Raw genomic sequence first — 23913 nt, forward strand, 5'->3', positions numbered from 1 at the left:
GAGCAAGCCCGCTCCCACAGGAGGTTGCGGTGTATCTAAAGGATCACGCCCCCGCCAGCTCCCGCAGATTCGCCAGCGTCCGGGCATCCAGTTCAATGCCATTGGCCAGCGACTTGGCGCGCTGATGATGACGCCGGTCACCCGGCAAACGCTTCAGACCGACACCGTGCATTTGCCGCACCAGTTCCTGGCTGCGTTCGGCAAAACTTTGCCCCGCCGCTTTGCCCGGATCGATCACGATAAGCAATTGGCCAGTCCAGGGCGTCTTGGCGCCAGGGTGGTTCTTCCAGTCGAACTCGAAGGAGAAATTGCCGCCGGTCAGTGCCGCCGCAAGCAACTCGACCATCATCGACAACGCCGAGCCCTTGTGCCCGCCAAAAGGCAGCAACGCGCCGCCCTCAAGAATCGCCTTCGGGTCTGTGGTCGGCTGGCCGAGGCTGTCTACCCCCATCCCTGCCGGCAAGCGTTCACCCTCGCGTGCGGCAATTTGCACATCGCCATGGGCAATGGCACTGGTGGCCAGGTCGAAGACAATCGGTCCGCCATCGGCCCGCGGCGCAGCGAAGGCAATCGGGTTGGTGCCGAACAGCGGCCGGTCGGCACCGTGGGGCACCACGCAGGTCATGCTGTTGACCACGCTCAATGCCACGAGGCCTTCATCCGCGAAGGGTTCGACATCCGGCCACAAGGCCGCGAAATGGTGTGAGTTACGGATCGCCAGCACCGCGATGCCGGCACTTCGGGCCTTCTGCACCAGCAACTCGCGTGCCGCCGCCAGGGCCGGCTGCGCAAAACCATTATTGGCGTCGACCCGCACAAACCCTGAAGCCACATCTTCGACCACTGGAACGGCCTGGCCATTGACCCAGCCGCTTTGCAGCGTCGAAACATAACCCGGAATGCGGAAAACCCCGTGACTGTGCGCGCCGTCGCGCTCGGCACCGGCGCAGTTTTGCGCCAGCACCCTGGCAACCTCGCCCGACGTGCCGTGACGCAGAAAAATCTTCTCCAGCAAAGCGCTCAGCGCTTCGAATGACAGGTGTGACGAGACTGCGGTAGAGGCGTGATCGTGTGGCGCAGACATCTGAAGCTCCAGACTGATTATTGGAGGGAACAACAGCGTACAAAGACCCGCCGATTAACAACGCGCGGCGTGCGAACTGTCAACCTTTCGCTCAGGGGCGATGAGATATATCCCTGTCACGAATGCCCGCGCCCCGTGCGTTATCTATTTACCACCTGCGTCAACGCACCGGCTTTTAGTCTCGCTGCTCAATCCACAGGCGCCGTTAAGTGGCACCTTGAACGAGACTCGACGATGTCTACACCAGTAACTCCGCTGTTTTTCCCCGAGGCGCTGACGTCGCGCGGCCTCTGGAGAGAGCTTGGCCAAACCCACGGACTGACGCAAAGGGACTTCGAATGGTTCAGCCATATCGAACTGGCCACCCAGGCACTGCGCGATGAGCAGACGCCGCCCATGCTGGCGAAAAGGATCCTGCTGAAAATCCCTGGCCTGGAACCCGTGGCGCTGGCCGGCAGCTTTTTGCTGACTGCTACGCCCGATGACAATGGCTTGATTCTCTACACCCCGTACGCCGGAATAAAAAAGTTCGCCAACCGTTCGGACCTGACCGAACAACTGATGACGCAACTCAAGGCGGCAAGCGAAGACGACGACCTGCTGGCCTTCATCGCGCTGTCTCAACGCAAGACCGTGGTGGACGCCGCCGACATCGAACTGGACTTTCGAACCATTGAAGGCGACGTGTTCGAAGACCAGCGCAACACCCTCTCCACCCATCAGCAACTCAATGACCAGGCTCTGCTCGACGAATTGAAAGCGCTGCCGTCCCTGACCTCGCTGCTCGACACATTGCTGAGTCAACAGCTGACGGCGTCGTTCCCCGGTCTGGATCAGAGCCAGACCCAAGTCAACTTCTACCAGGCAACAACGCCAGGAAATGCTGGCGAAAGCCATCCGGCGCGACGCTGGGTCAACTCCCTGTCCCTGAGTGAGGCCGTCCTTCTGCACTATCGCCACCAGCGTTGGCCGTCCGGGTCTTCCCCTGAGTTTTCCCATCCGAAAAAGTCCCCGGCGACAGGCGACCAGCCATTCTGGGAAACCGCCGTCACGACAATCTCGCGCCACCTGGTCAACCTGCTGGTCGGGCAGCTCGAAGGTTTCTGGGCTGTGCCGAGCGCCGATGGCGCATCGCGTCGCCAGTTCTTCGGCCAGGCGATCGCCGATCAGGTCCGAGTGCAACTGCTGCTCAAGCGCGAAGCCGGGATCATCACCCCTGAGCAGAGCCAGGATTTGCACGCATTGATCTCGACGGCCAGCCGCACGAACGAAGCAATGACGGTCGAAACCGTGCGCCTGTGGGAGTACCAGGCCAACTATGTGGAGCTGGCCGGCTCACTGATGGTCAGCGCCAGCAATGCGTTTCTCTACACGCCCACCGCAGGCCTGCAGGTGCTCGAGGACTATCAGGACTTGCGCGATACGGTGCTGAGCAAGTTCAGCGCGGCCGGTCACGAGGATGAGCTCTATGGCCTGCTGAGCCTGGAGGAGCGTCAGCGTTTCATTGGTTTTGACCGGCCGAATGTGACCGGCGAAGTGATTTCCGGCGCGATCCTCCCCAAGCTCTTCGACAGGATCATCGGCAAGCAACTGCAGAACCTGGAATATGCCCTGCAAGTGTTCCGTCACAGTGACGGCAACGTGGACATCCACGCTCTGTTCGACAAGGCGCTGGATATCCGCTCGATGATCAGCGAGCGCCTGCTGACACTCACTACCGACGAACGCTGGAGCACGCGGCCCGTGTTATCCGGCGATCAGCATCCCTCAACTGTGCTGGCCGATACGGTGGAGACTTTCGTCAAGACCTTCAACGACATCGAAACACAGATCAACGCAGATTTCGCAGCACAACCGGTCGCTTCTCTGGCCTTGCAACGGGTCTATCTGGAAAACATCAAACCCCGCCTGGCCCATGCACTGTCCGTTGGCCTGCGTGGCGAAGCCAGCCTGCGGGTACTCGACTCGACGCTGCGGGATGCGGATCGGGACATTGTCGAAACGGTATTCAATCCGGACCAGACCGACCGGCTAAACCGTCCGTCCCTCAAGGGCTTCCGACCCGATGCCTACTCATTGACGCTGGAGTGCTCCGGCCAGGAGGATGTCCTGCCTCTGGCCCATTGCCTACTGTTGACCGAGCGTGGCGGACTCGACCCCTCGCATTCCGGCCGGACGATCCTGTGGACACCCGCCGAGGGCCTGGAAGTCTTTGACACCATCGGTCGTGCAAGGCTGGAACTGAACCGGCGCCTGCTCGAACCGCAACTACGCCTGGCGTTGCTGGAAAACCTGACCCCGACCCAACGCATCTTCCACCAGCGCTACTCATTGGGTCCGCTGCGGCTGATTGAAGGGCCTGCATTGGAGCGGGTCGCGCAATCGTCCATCGAGCACTTTTTGGCTCGCTGCGAACACGTACGCACCTTCGACCTTGACGACACAAAAAAGAAAAAAGCCTTGGAAGCCCTGACCACAACGGTCCTCAACACCAACCTGCGAAGAGCCACGTCGATTGCCCGTGCAATCAGCCAGCAGCAGTCCCTGCCCGCCTGGCTGGGAATGGCTCCGCTACATGAGCAGCGACTGCACCTTGAACTGCTGGAGCAATACCGCAACAGCGTTGTTGAGGACAAAGACTATTTACACGGGATCAAACCCCTCAAGTCGTATGTGCATGAAACGTTGAAGTCGTTGCTCGCCAGCCGCTTCCCTGCCACAGCGCTGGACCCTGACAATATTGAAATCACCCCGAACCTGGCCCTGGTCGGCCCCGCCCGGACCCTCACCGAGTTCGCCTTGCACCACGTCAACATTGCGCAAGGCACCGGGTTCAAGGTCGGGTCGGCAACCACGCAAACGCTGCCCCGGGGTCTGGACCAGGCGGCTGTCCGCCAACTGTTGCTGTCATTGGACATTGCGCAGAACTACGCCAAACAGGTCACGGACAGCTTGTCGAATCAAGCGGCCGACGTCGAAAGCAGGGTGTTGCGCTTCGTCAAACAACTGCCCTGGCAACTGCTGCAACACGCCCACGAACTGAAACTGCAGCAGCGACTGTCCGACAGCGCTTTCGATTTGCTTCGGCAAGTATTCGACATGCCGGACGCCATCGCCCGGGCGGCCGTAGAAGGCGCACACTCCATTGCCCGACCACTGGAACTGCTCAAGACAAGCGGTGCCTCCGCCGTCAAGGCACTGGGCATGTACCTGATGGGTCCCGGCGAAGGCAAGGCAGGCCCGCAAATCCTCTATGCCCCCTACCAGCCCGGTGGCTCACCGTTCGTTGAGTTTGATAATGAGGCCAGCATTGTCTCGGCGCTCAACACACCGGGGCCATTGCAGGACATGTTGCTCCGTCGCCTGCCCAACAGTCAGCAAACCGTGTTTCGCAACCTGTTCAAGTCCACCGTCGGCCAATCGAGCGAAATCACCCTTGCGTCCAACCCCATCGGTGGCAACCTGCTCACCCATTTGTTCCATGACAACACTAAGCTGCTGGTGAAGATGCTCGGCAGCCAGGCAACCGCTACCGCGCAGTCTGACTGGGAGGCCGTCAAACACCTGTTCAGCTCCGGCATCGAGCTCGTTTCAGGCCTGCTGCCGGGCAAGCTCGCGTACGTGCAGTTTCTTTGGAAGGCCTACAAGGACGCCCTGAACTCAGCCGAAGCCCTGCAGGACCATCACTGGACGAGCGCATTGCGCGACTTTATTGCCGGCGCGGCCCAAATCCTGTCATTGGGCCGGTTGTCGCTTGAAGGATGGGCTGAAAGCGCCCAGGCAACCGGCGAAGCCGTTGCTCAACCGGTTGCCACCCCCGTGATCGCGCAACCCTGGTCGCAGCTCCGGTCGACAGCGGTAATGCGTACCCGGCTGCAACCGTTCGAAACCACGGTTGAACTCAAGGACCTGGCGAAAAACAGCACTGACGGCACCTATCTGGAAGCGCGCAGCAAGAAAACCTTCGCCACCATTGCCGGAAAGGTGTACGGCGTGAACAAGACCGGCGCGGTCTGGAGAACGATCAAAGGCAAGGAAGAAGGCCCCGTGTTAGCGACTACGTCTGACAAACAATTGGTCATCGACCCGGATTTCCATACCGTTCACTTCGGCAAAGTCGTCTCGAAAATGCACAATCGGTATGCCAACGCCTATGTTGCCAGGGAGGTACTGAATATCGAGGCCCGGGGGATGGACGAAATCCGGGCCAAACATCCCGATAAAGCCTGCATGATCGTGCAGGCCATCGACATGGCTCGTTATTACGCGTTCAACAGCCTGCACAACCTGGTGCAACTCAGGAAACTCGTCCCGGGCACACGGCTCGATACCTTCCTCAAACAGTTCTTTGATGTTGGTCAGGTCGACAAAGCACTGCTCGAAAAAATCAAACAGGCCATCGTCCCCATCTGCAATGCGCTGGTCGATCCCGATGAAGACTGGATGAACTCGCAACGCTTTATCGTGGGTTCAAGCTGGGACCCGAAGGACGACCTCGTCGCGTTTGTCGTGGACAAGGATCTACAGCGCAATGTGCATTTCACGGAAAAATTCTTCGATCAACAACTCGACTGGTACAAATCCAGTCTGACACAGCCCTTCGATGTCGACGGCCACAGCCAGGCCGTGACCCTGATACACGAGTTCGCTCATTTGTTTTCCGGCGCCGTGGACATTGCATACCTAGAGGCCAGGCTGCCGTTCAGCGATTTGGTCGCGTCAGTCACCGGCTATGGCGCAGCAAAGAAACAGTCTCAATTGGACTTCCAGCGAGAAGCGTTGTCGATGGAAACGCCAGAGGAGCAACTGTTCGCACGCTGGAACAATGGGCTGCAATCGTGGATCAGCCTGGATTCGATTGCGGATTCTTACCACATCGGCAAGGCTATCCTGCGGCTAACGGGCAGCAAGACCATGGATAAGGCACGGGAGGCTTTTTTTAACGTGCAGGATTCGAAGTTCCGAATCGACGTCATTTTGCACAATGCCGACTCGATCGCCTTTTTGATCTGCGAAATGGGCCGGCAACTGGACCCGGTACCGGTCGCTATGCCCCCAAAACCCTGATCCCGGCGTAATAACGCGCAGATCCCTGGATCTGCGCACTACAGCGGTGTTTGTCTTGATCTTTTTTTCACGTGTCCTGTGGATACTGCTACGCGACAGCAGGTGCTCCAGAGACGAAGCGTTGAAAAAAAACTGCCCATTGATGGTTAAATGCCATGACTGATGTTCTCGCAGACTTCCACCAAGGTTAGAATGCAGGAAATCAGGAAGGGCCAATGACCGACCACACGCTTTCGGAAGCCGAATTCGACGCTATCACCGATGCCGCCGCGCATTGGTGCATGCGTCTGCACGCCAGTGACTGTACCGAGCAAGAGCGCCAGGCGTTCGAGCAATGGCGTGATGCGCATCCGCTCCATGCCTTCGAGTACGAAGCGATGCTGGAGATCTGGGATGTCGCCGGCGACTTGCCCCGTCCCGAACCTGTGGTGCCGCTGGTTCGCACCCAACCCGTAAACCCGTGGCGCCGCCTGGCTATTGCAGCGGCGGTGTGTGCCCTGGCACTGCCTTTGGCCGGTTATGGCGGCTGGCACCTGGGCTGGGTTCCGAACGCGTACCAGCATTTCGAAGCGTCCGACAATGTTCGAACGGTCACCTTGAAAGACGGCAGCCAGGTGGAACTGAACCTGGGCAGCGAGCTGACCTACAGCAACTACAAGGATCAGCGGCGAGTCACGCTGGAAAAAGGCGAAGCGTTCTTCAGGGTCAGCCATGACACCCGTCACCCTTTCGTGGTCAAGGCCGCCGAAGGCCGGATTCGCGTAACCGGAACCCAATTCAACGTCTGGATGTATGAAGACCAGGTCAAGGTCAACCTGATCGAGGGTTCGGTACTGGTCAGCAGCAACGCCGACCTGCAAGGCGACGGTTTGCGCCTTGGCCCGGCGATGCAGGCCAGTTATCGCCACGGCGACTTCATCCCCCGCATCAGCCAGACCTATGACAATGACAGCTCGCTGGCCTGGCGCCAGGGCAAGCTGGTGCTCGACGATCTGGCCCTGAGCGATGCGCTGCCATTGATCAATCGCTACCTGGACAAACCGTTGATGGTGGCTGACAACAGCACCGGTTCGATCCATATCGGCGGCATCTACAACATCAAGGAGATCAACGGCCTGGTGAAGTCCTTGCCGCGGGTCCTGCCGGTCTACCTGACCCGCAACCAGAACGGCAATCTGGTGGTCAACGCGATTCCGCAAAAATCCCCGAAAAGCTGAAAAGGCCGCCACCCTTGCGGGGTGCGGCCTTCAGCGTTCATGCAAAACTCCACTACTTTACTGCGCGGCCACCTTTGCATCCTGCTGACGGATCGTCTGCACCTGATAGTCCGGATCGGACAGGATCTGTTGCTCGGTGAAAGGCAGCACGCTCCATTGCTTCCTGGAGAAGGCCTGCGTCTGGTCCCGTGAATACCTCGACGCCGGGTCGCTGGACAACGAGAACGCCAGCAGCCCTTTGGCCTGCGGTCCGTTTTCGTCAAAAGTCACCACTTGCAGGTAGCTCGTGCCGCTGACCACTTCGCGCTTGCCATCGCTGCGCGGCACGCTCTGTATGGCGTTATAGACCCCCAGCGTACCCGGCCCGCCGTGGATCGGCGTCTGTTGTCCGCCGCTGCTGACCACCTGGATATCGCCCCAACGGCTGTCGGGTTTCAGTCCTGATGCCTTGACCAGTTCAGCCGAAGCCAGCATCGCTGCCCGTAACGCCTTCGCCACTTGCGGTTGATCAATTGCCAGTCCACGCGGCGTATGTTGCGGGTCCTGCGGATCGAATGCCACGCGCCATACGTCCGGCACTGGCTCCAACGCCTCCATGATATTCTGGAAGTGCACAAAGCCCAGACCGCTGCTCAGGTTGGCGTTGCGGTCCCAGGCCTTGAGGCTGGCGCACAGTGGCGTGAGCGTTTTGCCATCGGTACCGAGATCCGCCGCGCAGAACTGCAGCAGGTCCGGCATCACTTGATCCGCCTGATAGACCTGATCGTCCATGACCATGCGTTGCAAGTCGGCTGCCCCGACCTTGCCGGCCTGGGCCAGCGTGCTCAAACGGTCCAGGGCAAAGCGCGAGCGCAGCCCCAATGGCTGGCTGTCCTGGCTGATCAACGGCGAATAGCCGGTCAGCGGTTGCGCCGGGTTGGCCATCCATGCCGAGTCGTTGGCGTGCTGGACAAAATCCTTGCGCAGCAATTGCGGCAATTTGTCCGCTGCATAGATACCCTGTTGTGGCGCCTGCGGGTCGATGTCCCAGGCACAGGCGCTGTTGGAGCCGTCGAGAATGATCATCTGCAAGCCAACTCGCGGATCGCTGCATTGCGCCAGCTTGTCGAGGCTGACGTTGGGCACCACCGAGAGGTTCATGTACAGCGTCTGCCCCTGATCGTCCGCCGCCAGCGTGTTGACCCACGGAATGCCCTGGATCTTGTGCACCGAGGCCTGGAAGTCCTTGAGGTTTTCAGCGCGGTTCATCGCGTACCACTGCTGCAGAACGCGGTCGTTATCCAGATTGGCGTCGCGCAGGCTGTAGGCGTACTGATCATCCCAATCCAGTTTTCCCGGCCATTGCACCACCGGACCGAATTTCGAGCTGTAGACCACGTGGGAAATCGCCTGGACCTGCCCGTCCGCCTGCCTGACGTTGACGGTCACGGTCTGCTTGTCCATCGGCAAGGACTGGCCGTCGAGCAGGTAACGGGTCGAATCCTTGGGGTCCAATTGCAGGCGATACAGCGTGAAATGACTGGACGAGTCCACGGTGTGGGTCCAGGCCAGATGTTGATTGAAACCGATGTTGATCACCGGCAGGCCGGGCAACGCCGCGCCCATCACGTCCAGTTTGCCGGGAATGGTCAGGTGCATCTGGTAAAAACGCATGCCGCCCACCCACGGGAAGTGCGGATTGGCCAGCAACATGCCGCGTCCATTGAAGGAGCGCTCGCTGCCGACCGCGACGGCGTTGCTGCCCCGGTCCAGGGCAAAGCGCTGCATCCGCGTGGCGGCCACCTGGAACGCTGCCTGCGCGTTGGAAGCCTGGGCCACGGCTTGGGGTGGCGTGGCACCGGCCAGGGCTTCGGCAAACTGGCCGACGCCACCTTCGACCAACAGGCGCCGGGTCAGCTTGACCAGATCCGAGGGGGTGATGTCGCGCACCCAATCGCCCTGGCACTGCGCCGGCAAACCCTGGGCACGACGCTCGCTCAAGGCGCGGTTGTACCCCGCCACATAACCTTCGACCAACTCACGCACTGGCGAGGTCTGGGCCTGCCAGAAACCGGCGACGGCTTGCGGGGTGTTCAGCCAGGTGAAAAATACGTCGCTGACCAGGTTCTCACGCTCCTCAACGGTGAATTGATCCGGTCCGAAATACCGCGAACGTTCGCCATTCACCGTGGTGATCTCGTTGGCCAGCAGGCACAGGTTGTCCTGGGCGTAGGCATAGCCGATGCCGTAGCCGAGCCCGCGCTCGTTGTCGGCGCGGATGTGCGGCACGCCGAAACCGGTTCGGCGGATGTCGGCGCTCGTTTGCGCAGGCGTAGCGCTCGCCGCAAGGCTCAGCCCCAGGCTCAACCCCAGAGTCACACCCGCCAGGCTCAACCTGGTTAACTGGCTGGAAATAATCACACTCGCTCCTGATCGAAAAAACGATGGCCACAGCTGCGCATATCCACGCGCACCGTGCCTCCCTGTAGGGACGAAGCTCACCACGAAAATTTAAGGAACTACTGCGCAACAACCCATGGTCTGACAGGTTGATCACGCGATGGCGACAAATTTTCTACATTCGAACCTTCATGATTCGGGCTGCTCATACGTCTAGTCCTGTAAGAGCGCCCATTTTTTCCTGATCAGGCTCTGAAAAGGAGTTTTGCAATGTATAACTCGCAACTGCCAACGGATGGCAGCAACGCGCCAAAGGGTACTTCCATGGGAGTCGGCGTATTCGAGCCGCGTACCGATCGCCGCCGCAACGAGCGGATCAGGATCCTGCTCAAAAGCTTTGGCCTGCGAACCAGCCTGATCCGCCTGAAAGTCATCGACGCCCTGCTGACGGCCGCCGAAAACGACCGCAGCCTTGGTGTGCGCGGCGTGCACAGCCAATTGCTCGACCTGGATATTCCCCTGTCCTTTCTCAGCGTGCGTGAAGTGCTGAAGCGTTTGTGCAGCGAAGGTGTGATTGTCCTCAACCCCGACAAAAGCTACAGCCTGCATCCCCAGGCTGCTGCCATTTTGCGCAACCGATGATCGAATGATCAGGGCTTGACCTTGCGGCGCATCACGCCATTGATGACCACCACGACCACCGCCACACCAATGGCGATGTACTGGAACAGTTTTTCGCTGATGACGCCGGTATTCTGCAACCAGGAAAGGCCAAACATGATCCCCAGCACCACCAGGGAGATCAGAATCGAGTATTTCAAACGTTGCGACTGAGTCATTGCGGGTTCCTGAATCTGAAAATGTATCCGGTTTGTATCGACACGCATGCCAAGCGCTTACCCTGTTTCGGGGATAAGCGGCTACAAGCGGGGTCTCATGTTACAGCCGATGAAGAGTTTTAGCTTCATTGCGGCGATAACCATGAGGACTTTCAAATGTTGCGTCGAATCACACTGCTGATTCCCCTGCTGGCCATCCTGACCCTGAGCGGATGCATTGTGTTCCCCCACGGGGGCTGGCACCACGATCACTATGACAATCATGGCGGACCGGGTTACTACCCACATCGTTAACAGCGGTTCAACGGCCTGAATCCTTGCGGTAAAAGTCATTGCCGGGCTGGGCACACAGTTCCACCAGCCAATCGACGAACACACGCACCCGCCGGCCCGCTCAATGAACCGGGCGGGCCGGGCAACATGGCCTCAAGCCTCGTCCGAGAGAATACTGCCTGGCCTCACCATGGGGCCGTTGTTCTTGCCGTAAGTTTCCAGGTTTTGCAGCACGTAGATCGCTTTCTTGAACTCGGGAACCAGGTAGTTGGCGTACTTGTTACCCTTCAGATTGTTGTTCTGGATGTTCTCCAGTTGCGTGGCGAAATATTCCAGTGCATTGAACTTGGCGTCAGGGTCCTTGATGCCAAACCGGTCGAACTTGTCACCGGCATTGCTCAGCGTGACCGCCGTCACATCACTGATCAGGCCACGTTCTTTCAGAAAGACACTGAGACTGCCCATGGATTTGACTGAAATATCAGTAGGATCAAAACCCTTCATCTGCTTGCGCAATTTCATCTTGTCCATCTTGACTGTATCCAGTTCAACTGGATTGTTGCCCACCAGGTCAAGCATCTGCCTGACCTTGACGCTCTGGGGAACAGGCTTTGATCTGCTGGAGGTATCTCGAACCAACAAGCCCGCTTTCGCGGTCCAGGCGCCGGTATATCCGATAGTCATTGAAAACTCCTTGTTTGACCAAGTTAGGAGCTCAGGAGTATCGGTCGGAGCACTTGAGGCCACCAAACTTTAATTAAGAGTTTTAACAATTCTCGTACAATTAAGATACATACTGTAAAACTTATTGTTTATTGGATCCTGGCGTCTTAAAGAATGGTCTTTCAGACTTTTCTTACATAGCGACTAGTTGGTGTTCATCAACGCCGATACTTACCCTCGGCATTTCAACCTGACGATTTTGTAATGTGCCCCTCATCTGCCTGACAGCGATGATCTACCATTATCGAATCGCAGACCTTTGTAGCAATTCGAAACACTCCTTGAATGCCTGACCCATAAAAATGGTCAGAATGCGTTTTTTTGCCCGTTAGCCGAGACGAATCCCATGCGAAACCCTCTGCGTCTGATCGCCCTGAGCGCCCTGTTCATGTCCTCCTTGGCCCAGGCCGCCGACCTCATTCCGATCGAGGTTCATCGCGACGCCAACTGTGGTTGCTGCAAAAAATGGATCACTCACCTGGAGGCCAATGGCTTCAAGGTCGAAGACCACGTCGAAGCCAACATGAGTGAGTTCAAGCAACAACACGGCGTGCCGCCGCGCCTGGCGTCTTGCCACACCGCGTTGATCAACGGCAAATTCGTTGAGGGTCATGTCCCGGCCGACCAGGTCCTGGCCTTGAGCAAGCGCGACGATCTGTTGGGCGTCGCTGCGCCCGGCATGCCCATGGGTTCGCCCGGCATGGAAATGGACGGCATGAGCGATGCCTATCAGGTCATCGGCCTGAAAAAGGACGGCACTGACATGGTGGTTGCGGACTACCCCGCCCATTGATGTCCGGCGCGTACCTCGGGCTGTTTTTCGCGGCATTCGGTGCCGCCACGCTGCTGCCGTTGCAATCCGAAGCGGTGCTGGTCGGCCTGCTGCTCAGCGATCGGTATTGGCTCTGGACACTGCTGGCGGTGGCAACGTTTGGCAACGTTCTGGGGTCGCTGCTTAACTGGTGGCTGGGGCGCGGGATCGAGCGGTTCCGCGACCGGCGCTGGTTTCCGGTGAGCCCCCGGCACCTGGAAAAAGCCCGACTGCATTACCAACGCTACGGCCATTGGTCATTGCTGCTCAGTTGGCTGCCGGTGATCGGCGATCCGCTGACGCTGGTCGCCGGGGTCATGCGCGAGCCGCTGGGGCGCTTCCTGCTGATCGTCACCCTGGCCAAAGGTGCCCGCTACGGCGTACTGGCCATGGCGACTTTGGGCTGGATGGGTTGAACCATCAAGGGCGGCGGTTGCCTGTGTTTAATGCCGCCCTAATCGAATCGATCCAGCATCGGCGGATTTTCCATGGAGCTCTCCCATGTCGCGCCCCTTTTCCCGCTGGTTACCTGGCCTGCTGTTGACCGCAACCCTGCCCATCATCGCCCACGCCGAAGGACCGGAATACGGCCCCGAGCTGCAAGGTTTCGACTACCCCTACACCCTCAAGCACTTCGCCTTTGAATCCCAGGGCCAATCCCTGCAAATGGGTTACATGGATGTCGCTGCCCACGGCAAGGCCAATGGTCGCAGCGTGGTGCTGATGCACGGCAAGAATTTCTGCGGTGCCACCTGGGACAACTCGATCAAAGCCCTCAGCGACGCCGGCTATCGGGTCATCGCCCCGGACCAGATCGGCTTCTGCACCTCCAGCAAACCGGCGCACTATCAGTACAGTTTCCAGCAACTGGCGACGAACACCCAGCAATTGCTCAAGGCCCTGGGCATCCAGCAAGCCACTCTGCTGGGGCATTCCACCGGCGGCATGCTTGCCACTCGCTATGCCTTGTTATACCCCGAACAGGTCGAACAACTGGCGCTGGTCAACCCCATCGGCCTGGAAGACTGGAAAGCCCTCGGCGTGCCCTACCGCACGGTTGACCAATGGTACGAACGCGAACTCAAACTCAGCGCCGACGGTATCCGCAACTACGAACGCAGCACCTATTACGGCGGCCGCTGGAAGCCGGAATTCGATCGCTGGGTCGACATGCTCGCCGGCCTGAACAAAGGCCCGGGGCATACGCAAGTCGCGTGGAACTCGGCGCTGATCTACGACATGATCTTCACCCAACCGGTGTACTACGAATTCCAGGACCTGAAGATGCCGACCCTGCTGTTGATCGGTACGTCCGACACCACCGCCATCGGCAGTGACATCGCCTCCCCCGAGGTCAAGGCGAAGCTCGGACACTACGACGTCCTTGGCAAGCAAGTGGCCAGGCTGATTCCCCAGTCCACGCTGGTCGAATTCCCAGGCATGGGCCACGCGCCACAAATGGAAGAACCGGCAGAATTCCACCAGGCCCTGCTCGCCTGGCTGAACAAGACCAACCCCGTGCGTTAAAGAGGAAAGGCGATGCCAGTGCAGATTGCAGTGCTTGATGATTGGCAGGATGTGGCGCGGGATGTGGTGGACTGGTCGGCGCTGGACAGCGTCGGCCAGGTGAGTTTTCTCCATGACTACCCCTCCGATACCCCATCACTGGCCGAGCGCCTGGCCGGGTTCGAGGTGATTTGCGTGATGCGCGAGCGCACCCGTTTCGATGAAGACCTGCTGCGCCGGCTGCCGAAACTCAAACTGCTGGTGACCGGCGGCATGCGCAACGCCGCCCTGGACCTGAAAGCCGCCGCCGCGCTGGGCATTTCGGTCAGCGGCACCGACAGCTACAAACACGCCGCGCCGGAGCTGACCTGGGCGCTGATCATGGCCGCGACCCGCAACCTGGTGGTCGAAGCCAATGCCCTGCGCGCCGGCCAATGGCAACAAGGCCTGGGTGGCGACCTGCATGGCAAGACGCTGGCCATCCTCGGTCTGGGCAGCATCGGCCAGCGAGTCGCACAGTTCGGTCAGGTGTTCGGCATGCGCGTCATCGCCTGGAGTGAAAACCTCACCGCCGAACGTGCGGCGCAGGTCGGTGTGACCTGTGTCGGCAAGCAGGAATTGTTCGAACAGGCCGACGTGCTGTCGGTGCACCTGGTGCTCAGCGAGCGCAGCCGGGGCCTGGTGGACGCGCAAGCCCTTGGCTGGATGAAACCCACGGCATTGCTGGTGAACACCGCTCGCGGCCCCATTGTCGATGAAGCGGCGCTGATCAAGGCGCTGCAGAAACAACGGCTGGCCGGTGCCGCACTGGACGTCTTCGAGCAGGAACCGCTGCCCGCCCACCATCCGTTCCGGACCCTGGACAATGTACTGGCGACGCCCCATGTCGGGTACGTGAGCCAACAGAACTACCAACTGTTTTTCTCGCAAATGATCGAGGACATTCAGGCCTGGTCGGCAGGCACTCCGATTCGTCTGCTGGGTTGATACCGCGTCATCATGCTTCGTCGGAACGCCGCCCATGTTGTGTTCGACGAAAATCCTGTGTGGGAGCGGGCTTGCTCCGGGCGGCGATCCGACGAAGGCGGAGTGGCAGGCAGCATTAATGTTGATTGACCCACCGCCTTCGCGAGCAAGCCCGCTCCCACAGGGATCTTCGGCGCGCACAATGCTGCGTTATGAGCTTTCCTTGAAAAACACCGCCAGGACGCAACGAATAATTGTTCATGCTGCGGTGTTCTCATCACATCAATCATGCGCTGCATCTGGCAGGGCGCGACCTGATCCGAAACCCATGAAACTGTGGAGCAACGCCCATGAAGATTCGCTTTGCTGTTTCGATGCCCCCTCTGTTGCTGAGCGTTGCGTTGTCCGGCTCCCTCACCCTGGCCAACGGAGGTGGCGGGGACGACGACGCGCCCATCAGGCCCAACTGCCCCAAAGGTCAGGTGTTCGACAGCAAATCCAAGCGTTGCGTCAGGCAGACCAGCAACCTGGTGCCGGACGAAGACCGCACCAACTATGCCTATCGACTGGCCAAGGACGGGCGTTACGAAGAAGCCCTGGCCCTGCTCGACACGCTAAAACAGCCAAACACGGCAAAAGCGTTGAACTATCGCGGTTACGCCACGCGTAAACTGGGACGTACCGACGAAGGCATCGGCTATTACCTGCAATCGGTGAAACTCGACCCGCAGTACGCGCAAGTCCGCGAATACCTCGGCGAGGCCTATGTGATCAAAGGCCGGCTGGATCTTGCGCAGGAGCAACTGCAGCAGATCGAATCCATCTGTGGCAGCACTCAATGCGAGGAGTACCAGGACCTGGCCGAAGCCATCAATGGTTCATCGAAAACCTGACAACCCGAGCGGACGGAGGTCGCCATCGCCAGCGATCAGGCAATACGAACGGAACTGAACCAGCATCTGGCGCGTTTATGGCGCTACGGCTTGCTGCTGTCCCGGCAACGGCATGTCGCCGATGACCTGGTGCAAGCCACTTGCGTGCGGGCGCTGGAACGGGCCGGGCAATACGTGGCGGGGACGCGCATGGACCACTGGCTGCTGAGCATTCTGCATTCGATCTGGCTCAACGAAGTCCGCGCCCGGCGGGTGCGCCAGGGTCAGGGCTGTGTGGACGCCGATCAGGCCTTGTCGTTCGATGGTGAGGCCGTGGCCCAGACCCACGTGTTGGCGGCGCAGGTCATCCGCCGCGTCGATGCGTTGCCCGAGACCCAGCGCGAAACGGTGTTTCTCGCCTACGTCGAAGGCCTGTCCTACCGCGAAGTCGCTGAAGTATTGCAAGTGCCCATCGGCACGGTCATGAGTCGCCTGGCCGCCGCGCGGGCGAAACTGGCTGAATACCCACCGTTGCACACGGTGCCAACCCCCTACCGAGGAGAACATTGATGAACGCGATACCCTCGGACGAACAACTGGTGGCTTACCTCGACAACCAACTCGATACCGAGCAGCGCGCGCGTATCGACGCGGCCATCATTGCCGACCCGATGCTCGGCCTGCGCCTGCAATGGCTGGATCGCAGCAGCCTGCCGTTCAAGGACGCCTACGATGAACTGGTCCGGCAGGCGCCGGTAGATCGCCTGCAAGCCATGCTCGCCACGCTGCCCTCACCTGCCCGTCCCGGGCTCAGCCGACGCTGGTTCCTTGCGGCCGCGGCCGGACTGCTGGCCGGCGGCGTGCTGGCGGACCGTTTGTTCCTCGGCTGGCAAGCGAGCCGGCAGACACACAACTGGCGCGGCCTGGTGGCCGATTATATGGCGCTCTACGTGCCGGAAACCCTGGATCATTTACCCGCCGATGAAGCCGCCCAACGGGCACAACTGCGAACCATCGATGCGCGTCTGGGCCTCAACCTCGCGCCGGCAAAACTGAGCCTGCCCCGTGCCGAGTTCAAGCGTGCGCAAATCCTCGAGTACGACGGTGCGCCCATCGCCCAGATCACCTACCTCGATCCGGCGCACGGCCCCATGGCGCTGTGCGTCACCCGCTCCAACAGCGGCAGCCGCCAATTCGCCCGGGAGCAGCGGCGCGAGCTGAACATCGTGTATTGGGCTGACATGGAACACGCCTGGATGCTGATCGGGCATCAACCGATCGCGGATCTGGAGGCGATGGCGAAGCTGTTGCGCAGTCGCCTGAGTACCTGAGAAACCTTGGCTCAACGCAGGCGCTGCGGCAGCGCCTGCGAAGCGCGTCAGGCCGAAGCCGGCAACCACAAGCGAAACCGTGCGCCGCCCAGCGGCGAGGCTTCCACCGTCAGCGTGCCGCCCTGGGCCTCCAGTGCGCGGCGGCTGATCGCCAGTCCCAGTCCGAAACCACCCGTGGCGCGGTCGCGGCTGCGGTCGAGGCGGTAGAAGGGTTCGAAGATCCGCTCGCGTTCGTCGTCCGGAATGCCGATGCCGTCATCGTCGACCCAGATTTCACAGCCGCTGGCATAGACCTGCACACCGATCTGAATACGCTTCTCGCAGTAGCGCATGGCGTTGCGCAGCAGGTTCTGCAAGGCGCGGGCGGTCAGGCGCGGGTCCAGGCTGAAGCGTTCGAACTGGCCGTGGAGCAGCACGTCGATGACGATTTCCGGGGATTCCATTTCCTCGTCGACGCTGCCAAGAATACTGTCGATGAATTCATCCAGCGAGACCTCGACCTGCTCCGGTAGCCGCGCCGGGTTTTGCAGGCGACTGTAGGACAGCAACTCCAGCACCAATTCATCGAGTTCCCGAATGTGCGCCACCAGGCTTTGCAGGCGCTCGCGGCTGGCCGCCGGCAAGTCGTCGGACAGCGCCAGCGCCAGGCCGAAATCCAGGCGCGTCAGCGGCGTGCGCAACTCGTGGGACACCGCATTGAGCAAGTCCCGCTGCTGGTTGAGCAGGTTCTCGATGTCGCCTGCCATGGTGTCGAACACACTGGCCAGGCTGCCGATGTTGGAACTCGGGGAGATTTGCGTGCGCTCGCCCAAGTGACCCTTGCCAAAGCGTTCGGCGGCGCCCTTGAGGCGTTCCAGATCACGCCAGTGCGGGCGCAGCCACAGCAACAGGCACGCAAGCATGGTCGCGCCGATCAGAACGTTGATGCTCCAGTACAACAGGTTGACGTCCAGCGGATCCGGTGGCACGACCATTTGCACCACGGTGCGCTCGTTCAGCGGCGCGACCGCCAGTGTGCGCCAGCCCCAGTCGCCCACGCGCACGACGTTCTCGCCGCGGCGCAAGCGCTGCTGCTCATCAGGGGTCAGGCTGCTGTCGTCATTGCTGCTGAGCACGATGTGCAGAGGAGAGAAGTCCTTGTCCATTTCAGCGGCCAGGGTCGGCCACTGTTCGGCCGGGACCCCGTGAAACTGTTTGACGATCAGCGTTTGCAGCCCTCGCGAGTAATCGAGGTTGTAGGTGACAAAGCGCTCCTGGAACACCTTGACCACCAGGTCCGGCACCAGATAGATCGCCGCGCTGAAAGAGACGATGGTCACCAGGTACAAACGAAAGAGAATTCTGAACATCGGCTCAGCATTCCCACTCGGATCGACTGAACAGGTAGCCCTTGCCCCACACGGTCTTGATCTTGCGCGCCTCGCCAGCGTGGTCGTCGAACTTGCGCCGCAGCTTGGAAATCGCCACGTCCACCGAACGGTCGGTGCCGTTGAATTCGATGCCGCGCAGGCGTTGCAGGATCTGGTCGCGGCTCAACACTTCGCCGGCATGCCGGGCCAGCACCACCAGCAGGTTGTACTCACCGCTGGACAGTTCCACCAATTGCTCGCGCCAGGTCACGGTGCGTTCGGACAAATCAATGCACAGGTTGCCCATCAGAATGCGGTCGTTGGCGGTCTGCGGCTCGCTGAGGCTGCTGCGGCGGAGCAAGGTCCGCACCCGCGCCAGCAACACCCGCGGCTCGCAGGGTTTGGTGACGTAGTCGTCGGCACCCATTTCCAGGCCCAGGACCTGGTCGTGGCTGTCGTCGCGGGCGGTGAGCATCAGGATCGGCAAGGTCGCCGAATCGGCGCGCAGCAGGCGACAGACTTGCAAGCCGTCGAGGCCGGGCAGCATCAGGTCGAGGATCACCAGGTCCGGCGGATTGAGCCGCGCACGTTCGCGAACATGGTCACCGCGACCGATCACGCTGACGGAATAACCGTTGCGTTCCAGGTAGCTGGCAATCAGTTCGGCGAGGGCGGTGTCGTCTTCGACCAGGAGGATGTTGGGCATGGGGTGTTTCCAGAAAGTGCTGTGGCGTCTGTTCCGGCCTCTTCGCGGGCAAGCCCGCTCCCACAGGGATTTGAGGTGAACACAAATGATATGAACACCACCGACCACTGTGGGAGCGGGCTTGCTCGCGAAGGCGGCCTGTCAGGCGCAATAAAATCCAAGGACTGAAGGATATACGCCCTGACGCACACCTGAGTAAAACCCTTACACAATTTCACACAGCACCAACAAAGCTTCACCGCTACCCTCGCCGTCGCCCAGTAGGATGCTGGGAGTCTTTATTGGGGTATTACATGTCGAAGAATCTGCTTGCCAGGCTCAGCCTGATTGCACTGGCGTTGACACTGAGCGCGTGTGAAAAGTCCTCGAACGCCGAGGAACAGGCGCCGCTGGCCACGGTTCGCATCGAGACCATCGAAGCGCTGCCACTGACCATCAGCAGCGAACTGAGCGGGCGGATTGCCGCACCGCGCATGGCCGAAGTGCGTGCCCGCGTGGCGGGCGTGGTCTTGCAGCGCACCTTCCGTGAAGGCAGTGACGTGAAACAGGGCGATGTGTTGTTCCGCATCGACCCGGCGCCATTCAAGGCTGACCTGGACAGCGCCGAAGCGGCATTGCGCAAGGCCGAAGCCAATGCGTTCCAGGCCAGATTGCAGGAACAGCGCTACGCCCGGTTGATCGACGACAAGGCCATCAGCGCTCAGGACTACGACAACGCCCGGGCCAACGCACGGCAGACCGCCGCCGACGTTGCCGGCAACAAGGCTGCGGTGGAACGCGCCCGGTTGAACCTCGGTTACGCCACCGTCACCGCGCCGATTTCCGGGCGTATCGGTCGCGCGCTGGTCACCGAAGGCGCGCTGGTCGGGCAGAACGAAACCACGCCGCTGGCGCTGATTCAGCAACTGAACCCGATTCATGCCGACCTGACACAGTCCACCCGCGAACTCAACGAACTGCGTCGCGCCTTCCGTTCCGGTCAGTTGCAGCAGGTCGGCCAGGGCCAGGCCAAAGCCACGCTGATTCAGGATGACGGCAGCCTCTACCCGCTGCCGGGCAAAATGCTGTTCAGCGACATCACCGTCGACCCGGGCACCGGCCAGATCATCCTGCGCAGCGAGTTCCCCAACCCCGACCTCGACTTGCTGCCCGGCAGCTTCGTGCGCGTACGCCTGGAACAAGCGGTCAACCAGCAGGGAATCAGCGTGCCGCAACGGGCCATCCAGCGCGACAGCGCCGGCATCGCCCAGGTGCTGCTGCTCGACGCCGAACAGCGGGTTGGGCAGCAACCGGTCGAACTGGGCGCTGTGCAGAACGATCGCTGGATCGTCACCGGCGGCCTGAAAGCCGGCGACCGCATCGTCATCGAGGGCCTGCAGCACGCCCGCCCCGGCGAGAAAGTGCAGATCGACGACACCCCTCTTCCACTTGCCCAGGCGACTGGTCAGTAAGCAGGACGCTTTTTTATGCCGCAGTTCTTTATCGACCGCCCGGTGTTCGCCTGGGTGGTTGCCCTGTTCATCCTGCTGGCCGGTGCGCTGGCCATTCCGCAACTGCCGGTGGCGCAATACCCGGATGTTGCGCCGCCACAAATCGAAATCTACGCCGTGTACCCGGGCGCTTCGGCGCAAACCGTGGACGAGAGCGTGGTCAGCCTGATCGAGGAAGAGCTCAACGGCGCCGATCACCTGTTGTATTTCGAATCCCAGAGCAGCCTGGGCAGCGCCACCGTCAAGGCCACCTTCCAGCCGGGCACCAACCCGGAACTGGCCCAGGTGGATGTGCAGAACCGCCTGAAATCCGTGGAGTCACGGCTGCCGCAAGCGGTGATCCAGCAAGGTTTGCAAGTGGAGAAAGTCTCCTCCGGCTTCCTGCTGTTGATCACCCTGACCTCCAGCGACGGCAAGCTCGACGACGTGGCGCTCAGCGATTACCTGGCGCGCAACGTGATGAACGAGGTCAAGCGTCTGGACGGCGTCGGCAAGGCGCAGCTGTACGGCGCCGAACGGGCGATGCGGATCTGGATCGACCCGCAGAAACTGCTCGCCTTCAACCTGACGCCGGCGGACGTCAACACCGCCATCGTCGCGCAAAACGCCCAGGTGTCGGCGGGCAGCATCGGCGATCTGCCGACCCGCACCACCCAGGAAATCACCGCGACCATTCTGGTCAAGGGTCAGTTGTCGACCCCCGAAGAGTTTGCCGACATCGTCCTCAAGGCCAACCCGGACGGCTCGACCGTGCGCATCAGCGATGTGGCGCGGGTCGAAATCGGTAGCCAGGAATACCAGTTTTCCACGCGCCTGAACGGCAAACCGTCCACCGCCGTCGCCGTGCAACTGTCGCCTGGTGCCAACGCGCTGAATACCGCGACCCTGGTGCGGACGAAGATGGACGAACTCAAGCGCTATTTCCCGGCGAACGTCGAGTACTCGATCCCGTACGACACCTCGCCTTTCGTCAAGGTCTCGATCACCAAGGTGGTCTACACCCTCTTTGAGGCGATGCTGCTGGTGTTCGCGGTGATGTTCCTGTTCCTGCAGAACATCCGCTACACGCTGATTCCGACCCTGGTGGTGCCCGTGGCGCTGATGGGCACGTTCGCGACGATGCTGGCGCTCGGGTTTTCGATCAACGTGCTGACCATGTTCGGCATGGTGCTGGCCATCGGCATTCTGGTGGACGACGCCATCGTGGTGGTGGAAAACGTCGAGCGGATCATGGCCACCGAGGGCCTGTCGCCCAAGGAAGCCACGCGCAAGGCCATGCAACAGATCACCGGGGCCATCATCGGCATCACCCTGGTGTTAGTCGCGGTGTTCATTCCGATGGCGTTCATGCAGGGCTCGGTCGGGGTGATTTACCAGCAGTTCTCGCTGTCGATGGCCACCTCGATCCTGTTCTCGGCCTTCCTCGCCCTGACCTTGACCCCGGCCCTGTGCGCGACGTTGCTCAAACCGATTGCCAAAGGCGAGCACCATGAAAAGTCCGGATTCTTCGGCTGGTTCAACCGTCGCTTCGAGCAACTGACCGACCGTTATCAGGGCTGGGTTGCCTATGCGTTGAAACGTACCGGGCGCTACCTGCTGATCTACGGCGTGCTGCTGATCGGTCTGGGCCTGGCTTTCAGTCGCCTGCCCTCTTCGTTCCTGCCGGTGGAAGACCAGGGTTACACCATCACCGACATCCAGTTGCCGCCGGGTGCGAGCAAGAATCGCACGGTGCAGGTGGCCGAGCAGGTTGAAGCGCACAACGCCGGGGAACCGGGTATTCGCGACAGCGTGGTGATTCTCGGGTTCAGCTTCTCCGGCAGCGGGCAGAATGCGGCGCTGGCGTTCAGCACGCTAAAAGACTGGTCCGAGCGCAGCAGCGAAGATTCGGCCGCTTCCATTGCCGACCGGGCCAACGTCGCCCTCAGCCAGATCAAGGATGCGGTGACGTTTGCCGTGCTGCCGCCGCCCGTGGATGGCCTGGGTACGTCCAGCGGATTCGAGTTCCGCCTGCAGGATCGCGGTGGCCTCGGCCATGAGAAGTTGATGGAAGCCCGCACCGAGTTACTCGCGGCGGCCGAAAAAAGCCCGATCCTGATGAACGTGCGCGAAAGCGCCCTGGCCGAGGCACCGCAGGTACAACTGGTGGTCGACCGCAAGCAGGCCAACGCGCTGGGTGTGTCCTTCGCCGACGTCGGCAACGTGCTGTCCACGGCCGTGGGCTCGGCCTACATCAACGACTTCCCCAATCAGGGACGGATGCAGCGCGTCGTGGTGCAGGCCGAAGGCGATCAACGCAGTCAAGTGGCTGACCTGCTGAAGATTCACGTGCGCAACACCCAAGAAAAAATGGTGCCCTTGTCGGCCTTTGTGCAGGCCAAATGGACTCAGGGCCCGGCGCAGTTGACCCGCTACAACGGCTACCCGGCGATCAGCATTTCCGGTGAACCGACTCCGGGCCACAGCACCGGTGAGGCCATGGCCGAGATCGAGCGACTGGTGGCGCAAGGCCCGGCGGGCCTGGGCCAGGAATGGACCGGGTTGTCGTTGCAGGAACGTTTGTCCGGCAGCCAGGCGCCGATCCTGCTGGGGCTGTCGCTGCTGATCGTGTTCCTGTGCCTGGCGGCGTTGTACGAGAGCTGGTCGATCCCGACCTCGGTGCTGCTGGTGGTGCCGCTGGGTGTGCTCGGCGCGGTGCTGGCCGTGACCTTGCGCGGGATGCCCAACGATGTGTTCTTCAAGGTCGGGTTGATCACCATCATCGGCCTGTCGGCGAAGAACGCGATCCTGATCATCGAGTTCGCCAAGAGCCTGTACGACGAAGGCCACGACCTGATCGACGCCACCCTGCAAGCGGCACGCCTGCGGTTGCGGCCGATTGTCATGACCTCCCTGGCGTTCATCCTTGGCGTGGTGCCGCTGGCGATCGCGACCGGCGCCAGTTCGGCGAGCCAGCAGGCCATCGGCACCGGGGTGATCGGCGGGATGATCACGGCGACGTTGGCGGTGGTGTTCGTGCCAGTGTTCTTTGTGGTGGTGATGAAACTGGTGCGCAAGCGCCATAAAAACACCTGATCAACACCACTGTCCCAATGTGGGAGCGGGCTTGCTCGCGAAGGCTGCTTAACATTCAACGTTGATGTTGGCTGGAAAATCGTTTTCGCGAGCAAGCCCGCTCCCACATCTATGGTTACCCCCTTTTCTGCAATACTGTTGTTGATGTCGTGTTTGGCTTGCTTTCATCTATCCGGCGTCTGAGTTGGGGTTGTCGCCCCGCGCCTCGATGAGAATCGATGCCCA

The 23913-nt window shown here is 60.7% G+C and carries 19 protein-coding genes; 13 read left to right on the forward strand and 6 right to left on the reverse strand.

Features of this window, described 5'->3' with window-relative positions:
* Window positions 1–43: 43 nt before the first annotated feature.
* A complete protein-coding gene (locus KGB28_RS10205) occupies window positions 44–1084 on the reverse strand; it encodes an Ldh family oxidoreductase (RefSeq protein WP_223444613.1) in 1041 nt (346 codons plus the stop codon).
* Window positions 1085–1318: 234 nt separating this feature from the next.
* Between KGB28_RS10205 and KGB28_RS10210 the strand changes: the two genes are divergently transcribed.
* Window positions 1319–6151: a dermonecrotic toxin domain-containing protein gene (locus KGB28_RS10210; RefSeq protein WP_223444615.1), complete on the forward strand. Its 4833-nt coding sequence runs from the start codon at window positions 1319–1321 to the stop codon at window positions 6149–6151.
* Between the two features lie 215 nt (window positions 6152–6366).
* Window positions 6367–7368, forward strand: coding sequence for a FecR family protein (locus KGB28_RS10215; RefSeq protein WP_223444617.1), 1002 nt, complete (start codon window positions 6367–6369; stop codon window positions 7366–7368).
* Between the two features lie 57 nt (window positions 7369–7425).
* On the opposite strand, the gene KGB28_RS10220 is transcribed toward KGB28_RS10215, so the two are convergent.
* Window positions 7426–9768, reverse strand: a complete 2343-nt coding sequence (locus KGB28_RS10220; protein WP_223444618.1) for an acylase — start codon at window positions 9766–9768, stop codon at window positions 7426–7428.
* A gap of 249 nt (window positions 9769–10017) precedes the next feature.
* Here KGB28_RS10220 and KGB28_RS10225 point away from each other — a divergent pair, with 249 nt between their 5' ends.
* Window positions 10018–10389 carry a fe2+ zn2+ uptake regulation protein gene (locus KGB28_RS10225; protein ID WP_150723726.1) on the forward strand — a complete coding sequence of 124 codons (372 nt, stop codon included), beginning with the start codon at window positions 10018–10020 and terminating at the stop codon, window positions 10387–10389.
* 8 nt (window positions 10390–10397) lie between these two features.
* Here the strand turns inward: KGB28_RS10225 and KGB28_RS10230 are convergent, their stop codons facing one another.
* Complete coding sequence (locus tag KGB28_RS10230) at window positions 10398–10586, reverse strand: hypothetical protein (RefSeq protein ID WP_056724563.1); 189 nt, start codon at window positions 10584–10586, stop codon at window positions 10398–10400.
* A 156-nt stretch (window positions 10587–10742) separates the two neighbouring features.
* Here KGB28_RS10230 and KGB28_RS10235 point away from each other — a divergent pair, with 156 nt between their 5' ends.
* Window positions 10743–10880: a hypothetical protein gene (locus KGB28_RS10235; protein ID WP_223444620.1), complete on the forward strand. Its 138-nt coding sequence runs from the start codon at window positions 10743–10745 to the stop codon at window positions 10878–10880.
* A gap of 132 nt (window positions 10881–11012) precedes the next feature.
* Here KGB28_RS10235 and KGB28_RS10240 read toward each other — a convergent pair whose 3' ends face one another.
* Entirely contained in the window at window positions 11013–11543 is a 531-nt protein-coding gene (locus KGB28_RS10240) for a hypothetical protein (RefSeq protein ID WP_223444622.1), read from the reverse strand.
* Between the two features lie 385 nt (window positions 11544–11928).
* On the opposite strand from KGB28_RS10240, the gene KGB28_RS10245 reads away from it, so the two are divergent.
* The 7 genes from KGB28_RS10245 (at window position 11929) to KGB28_RS10275 (ending at window position 17068) form a co-directional block, all read left to right on the forward strand.
* Entirely contained in the window at window positions 11929–12375 is a 447-nt protein-coding gene (locus tag KGB28_RS10245; RefSeq protein WP_223444624.1) for a DUF411 domain-containing protein, read from the forward strand.
* Window positions 12375–12809 carry a YqaA family protein gene (locus KGB28_RS10250; RefSeq protein ID WP_223444626.1) on the forward strand — a complete coding sequence of 145 codons (435 nt, stop codon included), beginning with the start codon at window positions 12375–12377 and terminating at the stop codon, window positions 12807–12809. The genes KGB28_RS10245 and KGB28_RS10250 overlap by 1 nt, the downstream gene beginning before the upstream one ends.
* Before the next feature lie 85 nt (window positions 12810–12894).
* Window positions 12895–13920: an alpha/beta fold hydrolase gene (locus KGB28_RS10255; RefSeq protein WP_223444628.1), complete on the forward strand. Its 1026-nt coding sequence runs from the start codon at window positions 12895–12897 to the stop codon at window positions 13918–13920.
* A gap of 12 nt (window positions 13921–13932) precedes the next feature.
* On the forward strand, window positions 13933–14886 hold the full coding sequence (locus KGB28_RS10260) for a D-2-hydroxyacid dehydrogenase family protein (RefSeq protein ID WP_223444630.1): 954 nt from the start codon (window positions 13933–13935) through the stop codon (window positions 14884–14886).
* A gap of 329 nt (window positions 14887–15215) precedes the next feature.
* Window positions 15216–15758, forward strand: coding sequence for a tetratricopeptide repeat protein (locus tag KGB28_RS10265; RefSeq protein WP_223444632.1), 543 nt, complete (start codon window positions 15216–15218; stop codon window positions 15756–15758).
* Window positions 15759–15824: 66 nt separating this feature from the next.
* Window positions 15825–16307, forward strand: a complete 483-nt coding sequence (locus KGB28_RS10270; protein ID WP_411740584.1) for an RNA polymerase sigma factor — start codon at window positions 15825–15827, stop codon at window positions 16305–16307.
* Window positions 16307–17068 carry a transcriptional regulator gene (locus KGB28_RS10275; protein ID WP_223444634.1) on the forward strand — a complete coding sequence of 254 codons (762 nt, stop codon included), beginning with the start codon at window positions 16307–16309 and terminating at the stop codon, window positions 17066–17068. Before KGB28_RS10270 ends, KGB28_RS10275 begins: the two co-directional genes overlap by 1 nt.
* 47 nt (window positions 17069–17115) lie before the next feature.
* Here the strand turns inward: KGB28_RS10275 and KGB28_RS10280 are convergent, their stop codons facing one another.
* Window positions 17116–18417 carry an ATP-binding protein gene (locus tag KGB28_RS10280; RefSeq protein WP_223444636.1) on the reverse strand — a complete coding sequence of 434 codons (1302 nt, stop codon included), beginning with the start codon at window positions 18415–18417 and terminating at the stop codon, window positions 17116–17118.
* Window positions 18418–18421: 4 nt separating this feature from the next.
* A complete protein-coding gene (locus KGB28_RS10285) occupies window positions 18422–19123 on the reverse strand; it encodes a response regulator transcription factor (RefSeq protein ID WP_007985461.1) in 702 nt (233 codons plus the stop codon).
* Between the two features lie 293 nt (window positions 19124–19416).
* Here KGB28_RS10285 and KGB28_RS10290 point away from each other — a divergent pair, with 293 nt between their 5' ends.
* The gene (locus tag KGB28_RS10290; protein ID WP_223444638.1) at window positions 19417–20574 is read left to right on the forward strand and encodes an efflux RND transporter periplasmic adaptor subunit; all 1158 of its coding nucleotides are present in this window, start codon (window positions 19417–19419) and stop codon (window positions 20572–20574) included.
* A 15-nt stretch (window positions 20575–20589) separates the two neighbouring features.
* The gene (locus KGB28_RS10295) at window positions 20590–23688 is read left to right on the forward strand and encodes an efflux RND transporter permease subunit (protein ID WP_223444640.1); all 3099 of its coding nucleotides are present in this window, start codon (window positions 20590–20592) and stop codon (window positions 23686–23688) included.
* Window positions 23689–23913 lie beyond the last annotated feature (225 nt).

It is taken from the genome of Pseudomonas sp. BF-R-19 (assembly GCF_019956445.1).
In the GTDB taxonomy this organism is placed as follows: Bacteria; Pseudomonadota; Gammaproteobacteria; order Pseudomonadales; family Pseudomonadaceae; genus Aquipseudomonas; species Aquipseudomonas fluorescens_BH.

Excerpts from the sequence above, each read along its gene's own strand:
- KGB28_RS10285 (WP_007985461.1), bottom strand. The coding sequence starts at position 19,123 with ATGCCCAACATCCTCCTGGTCGAAGACGACACCGCCCTCGCCGAACTG.
- KGB28_RS10245 (WP_223444624.1), top strand. The coding sequence starts at position 11,929 with ATGCGAAACCCTCTGCGTCTGATCGCCCTGAGCGCCCTGTTCATGTCC.
- KGB28_RS10275 (WP_223444634.1), top strand. The coding sequence starts at position 16,307 with ATGAACGCGATACCCTCGGACGAACAACTGGTGGCTTACCTCGACAAC.
- KGB28_RS10260 (WP_223444630.1), top strand. The coding sequence starts at position 13,933 with ATGCCAGTGCAGATTGCAGTGCTTGATGATTGGCAGGATGTGGCGCGG.
- KGB28_RS10235 (WP_223444620.1), top strand. The coding sequence starts at position 10,743 with ATGTTGCGTCGAATCACACTGCTGATTCCCCTGCTGGCCATCCTGACC.
- KGB28_RS10225 (WP_150723726.1), top strand. The coding sequence starts at position 10,018 with ATGTATAACTCGCAACTGCCAACGGATGGCAGCAACGCGCCAAAGGGT.
- KGB28_RS10255 (WP_223444628.1), top strand. The coding sequence starts at position 12,895 with ATGTCGCGCCCCTTTTCCCGCTGGTTACCTGGCCTGCTGTTGACCGCA.
- KGB28_RS10265 (WP_223444632.1), top strand. The coding sequence starts at position 15,216 with ATGAAGATTCGCTTTGCTGTTTCGATGCCCCCTCTGTTGCTGAGCGTT.
- KGB28_RS10240 (WP_223444622.1), bottom strand. The coding sequence starts at position 11,543 with ATGACTATCGGATATACCGGCGCCTGGACCGCGAAAGCGGGCTTGTTG.
- KGB28_RS10205 (WP_223444613.1), bottom strand. The coding sequence starts at position 1,084 with ATGTCTGCGCCACACGATCACGCCTCTACCGCAGTCTCGTCACACCTG.
- KGB28_RS10290 (WP_223444638.1), top strand. The coding sequence starts at position 19,417 with ATGTCGAAGAATCTGCTTGCCAGGCTCAGCCTGATTGCACTGGCGTTG.
- KGB28_RS10210 (WP_223444615.1), top strand. The coding sequence starts at position 1,319 with ATGTCTACACCAGTAACTCCGCTGTTTTTCCCCGAGGCGCTGACGTCG.
- KGB28_RS10280 (WP_223444636.1), bottom strand. The coding sequence starts at position 18,417 with ATGTTCAGAATTCTCTTTCGTTTGTACCTGGTGACCATCGTCTCTTTC.
- KGB28_RS10215 (WP_223444617.1), top strand. The coding sequence starts at position 6,367 with ATGACCGACCACACGCTTTCGGAAGCCGAATTCGACGCTATCACCGAT.
- KGB28_RS10230 (WP_056724563.1), bottom strand. The coding sequence starts at position 10,586 with ATGACTCAGTCGCAACGTTTGAAATACTCGATTCTGATCTCCCTGGTG.
- KGB28_RS10295 (WP_223444640.1), top strand. The coding sequence starts at position 20,590 with ATGCCGCAGTTCTTTATCGACCGCCCGGTGTTCGCCTGGGTGGTTGCC.
- KGB28_RS10250 (WP_223444626.1), top strand. The coding sequence starts at position 12,375 with ATGTCCGGCGCGTACCTCGGGCTGTTTTTCGCGGCATTCGGTGCCGCC.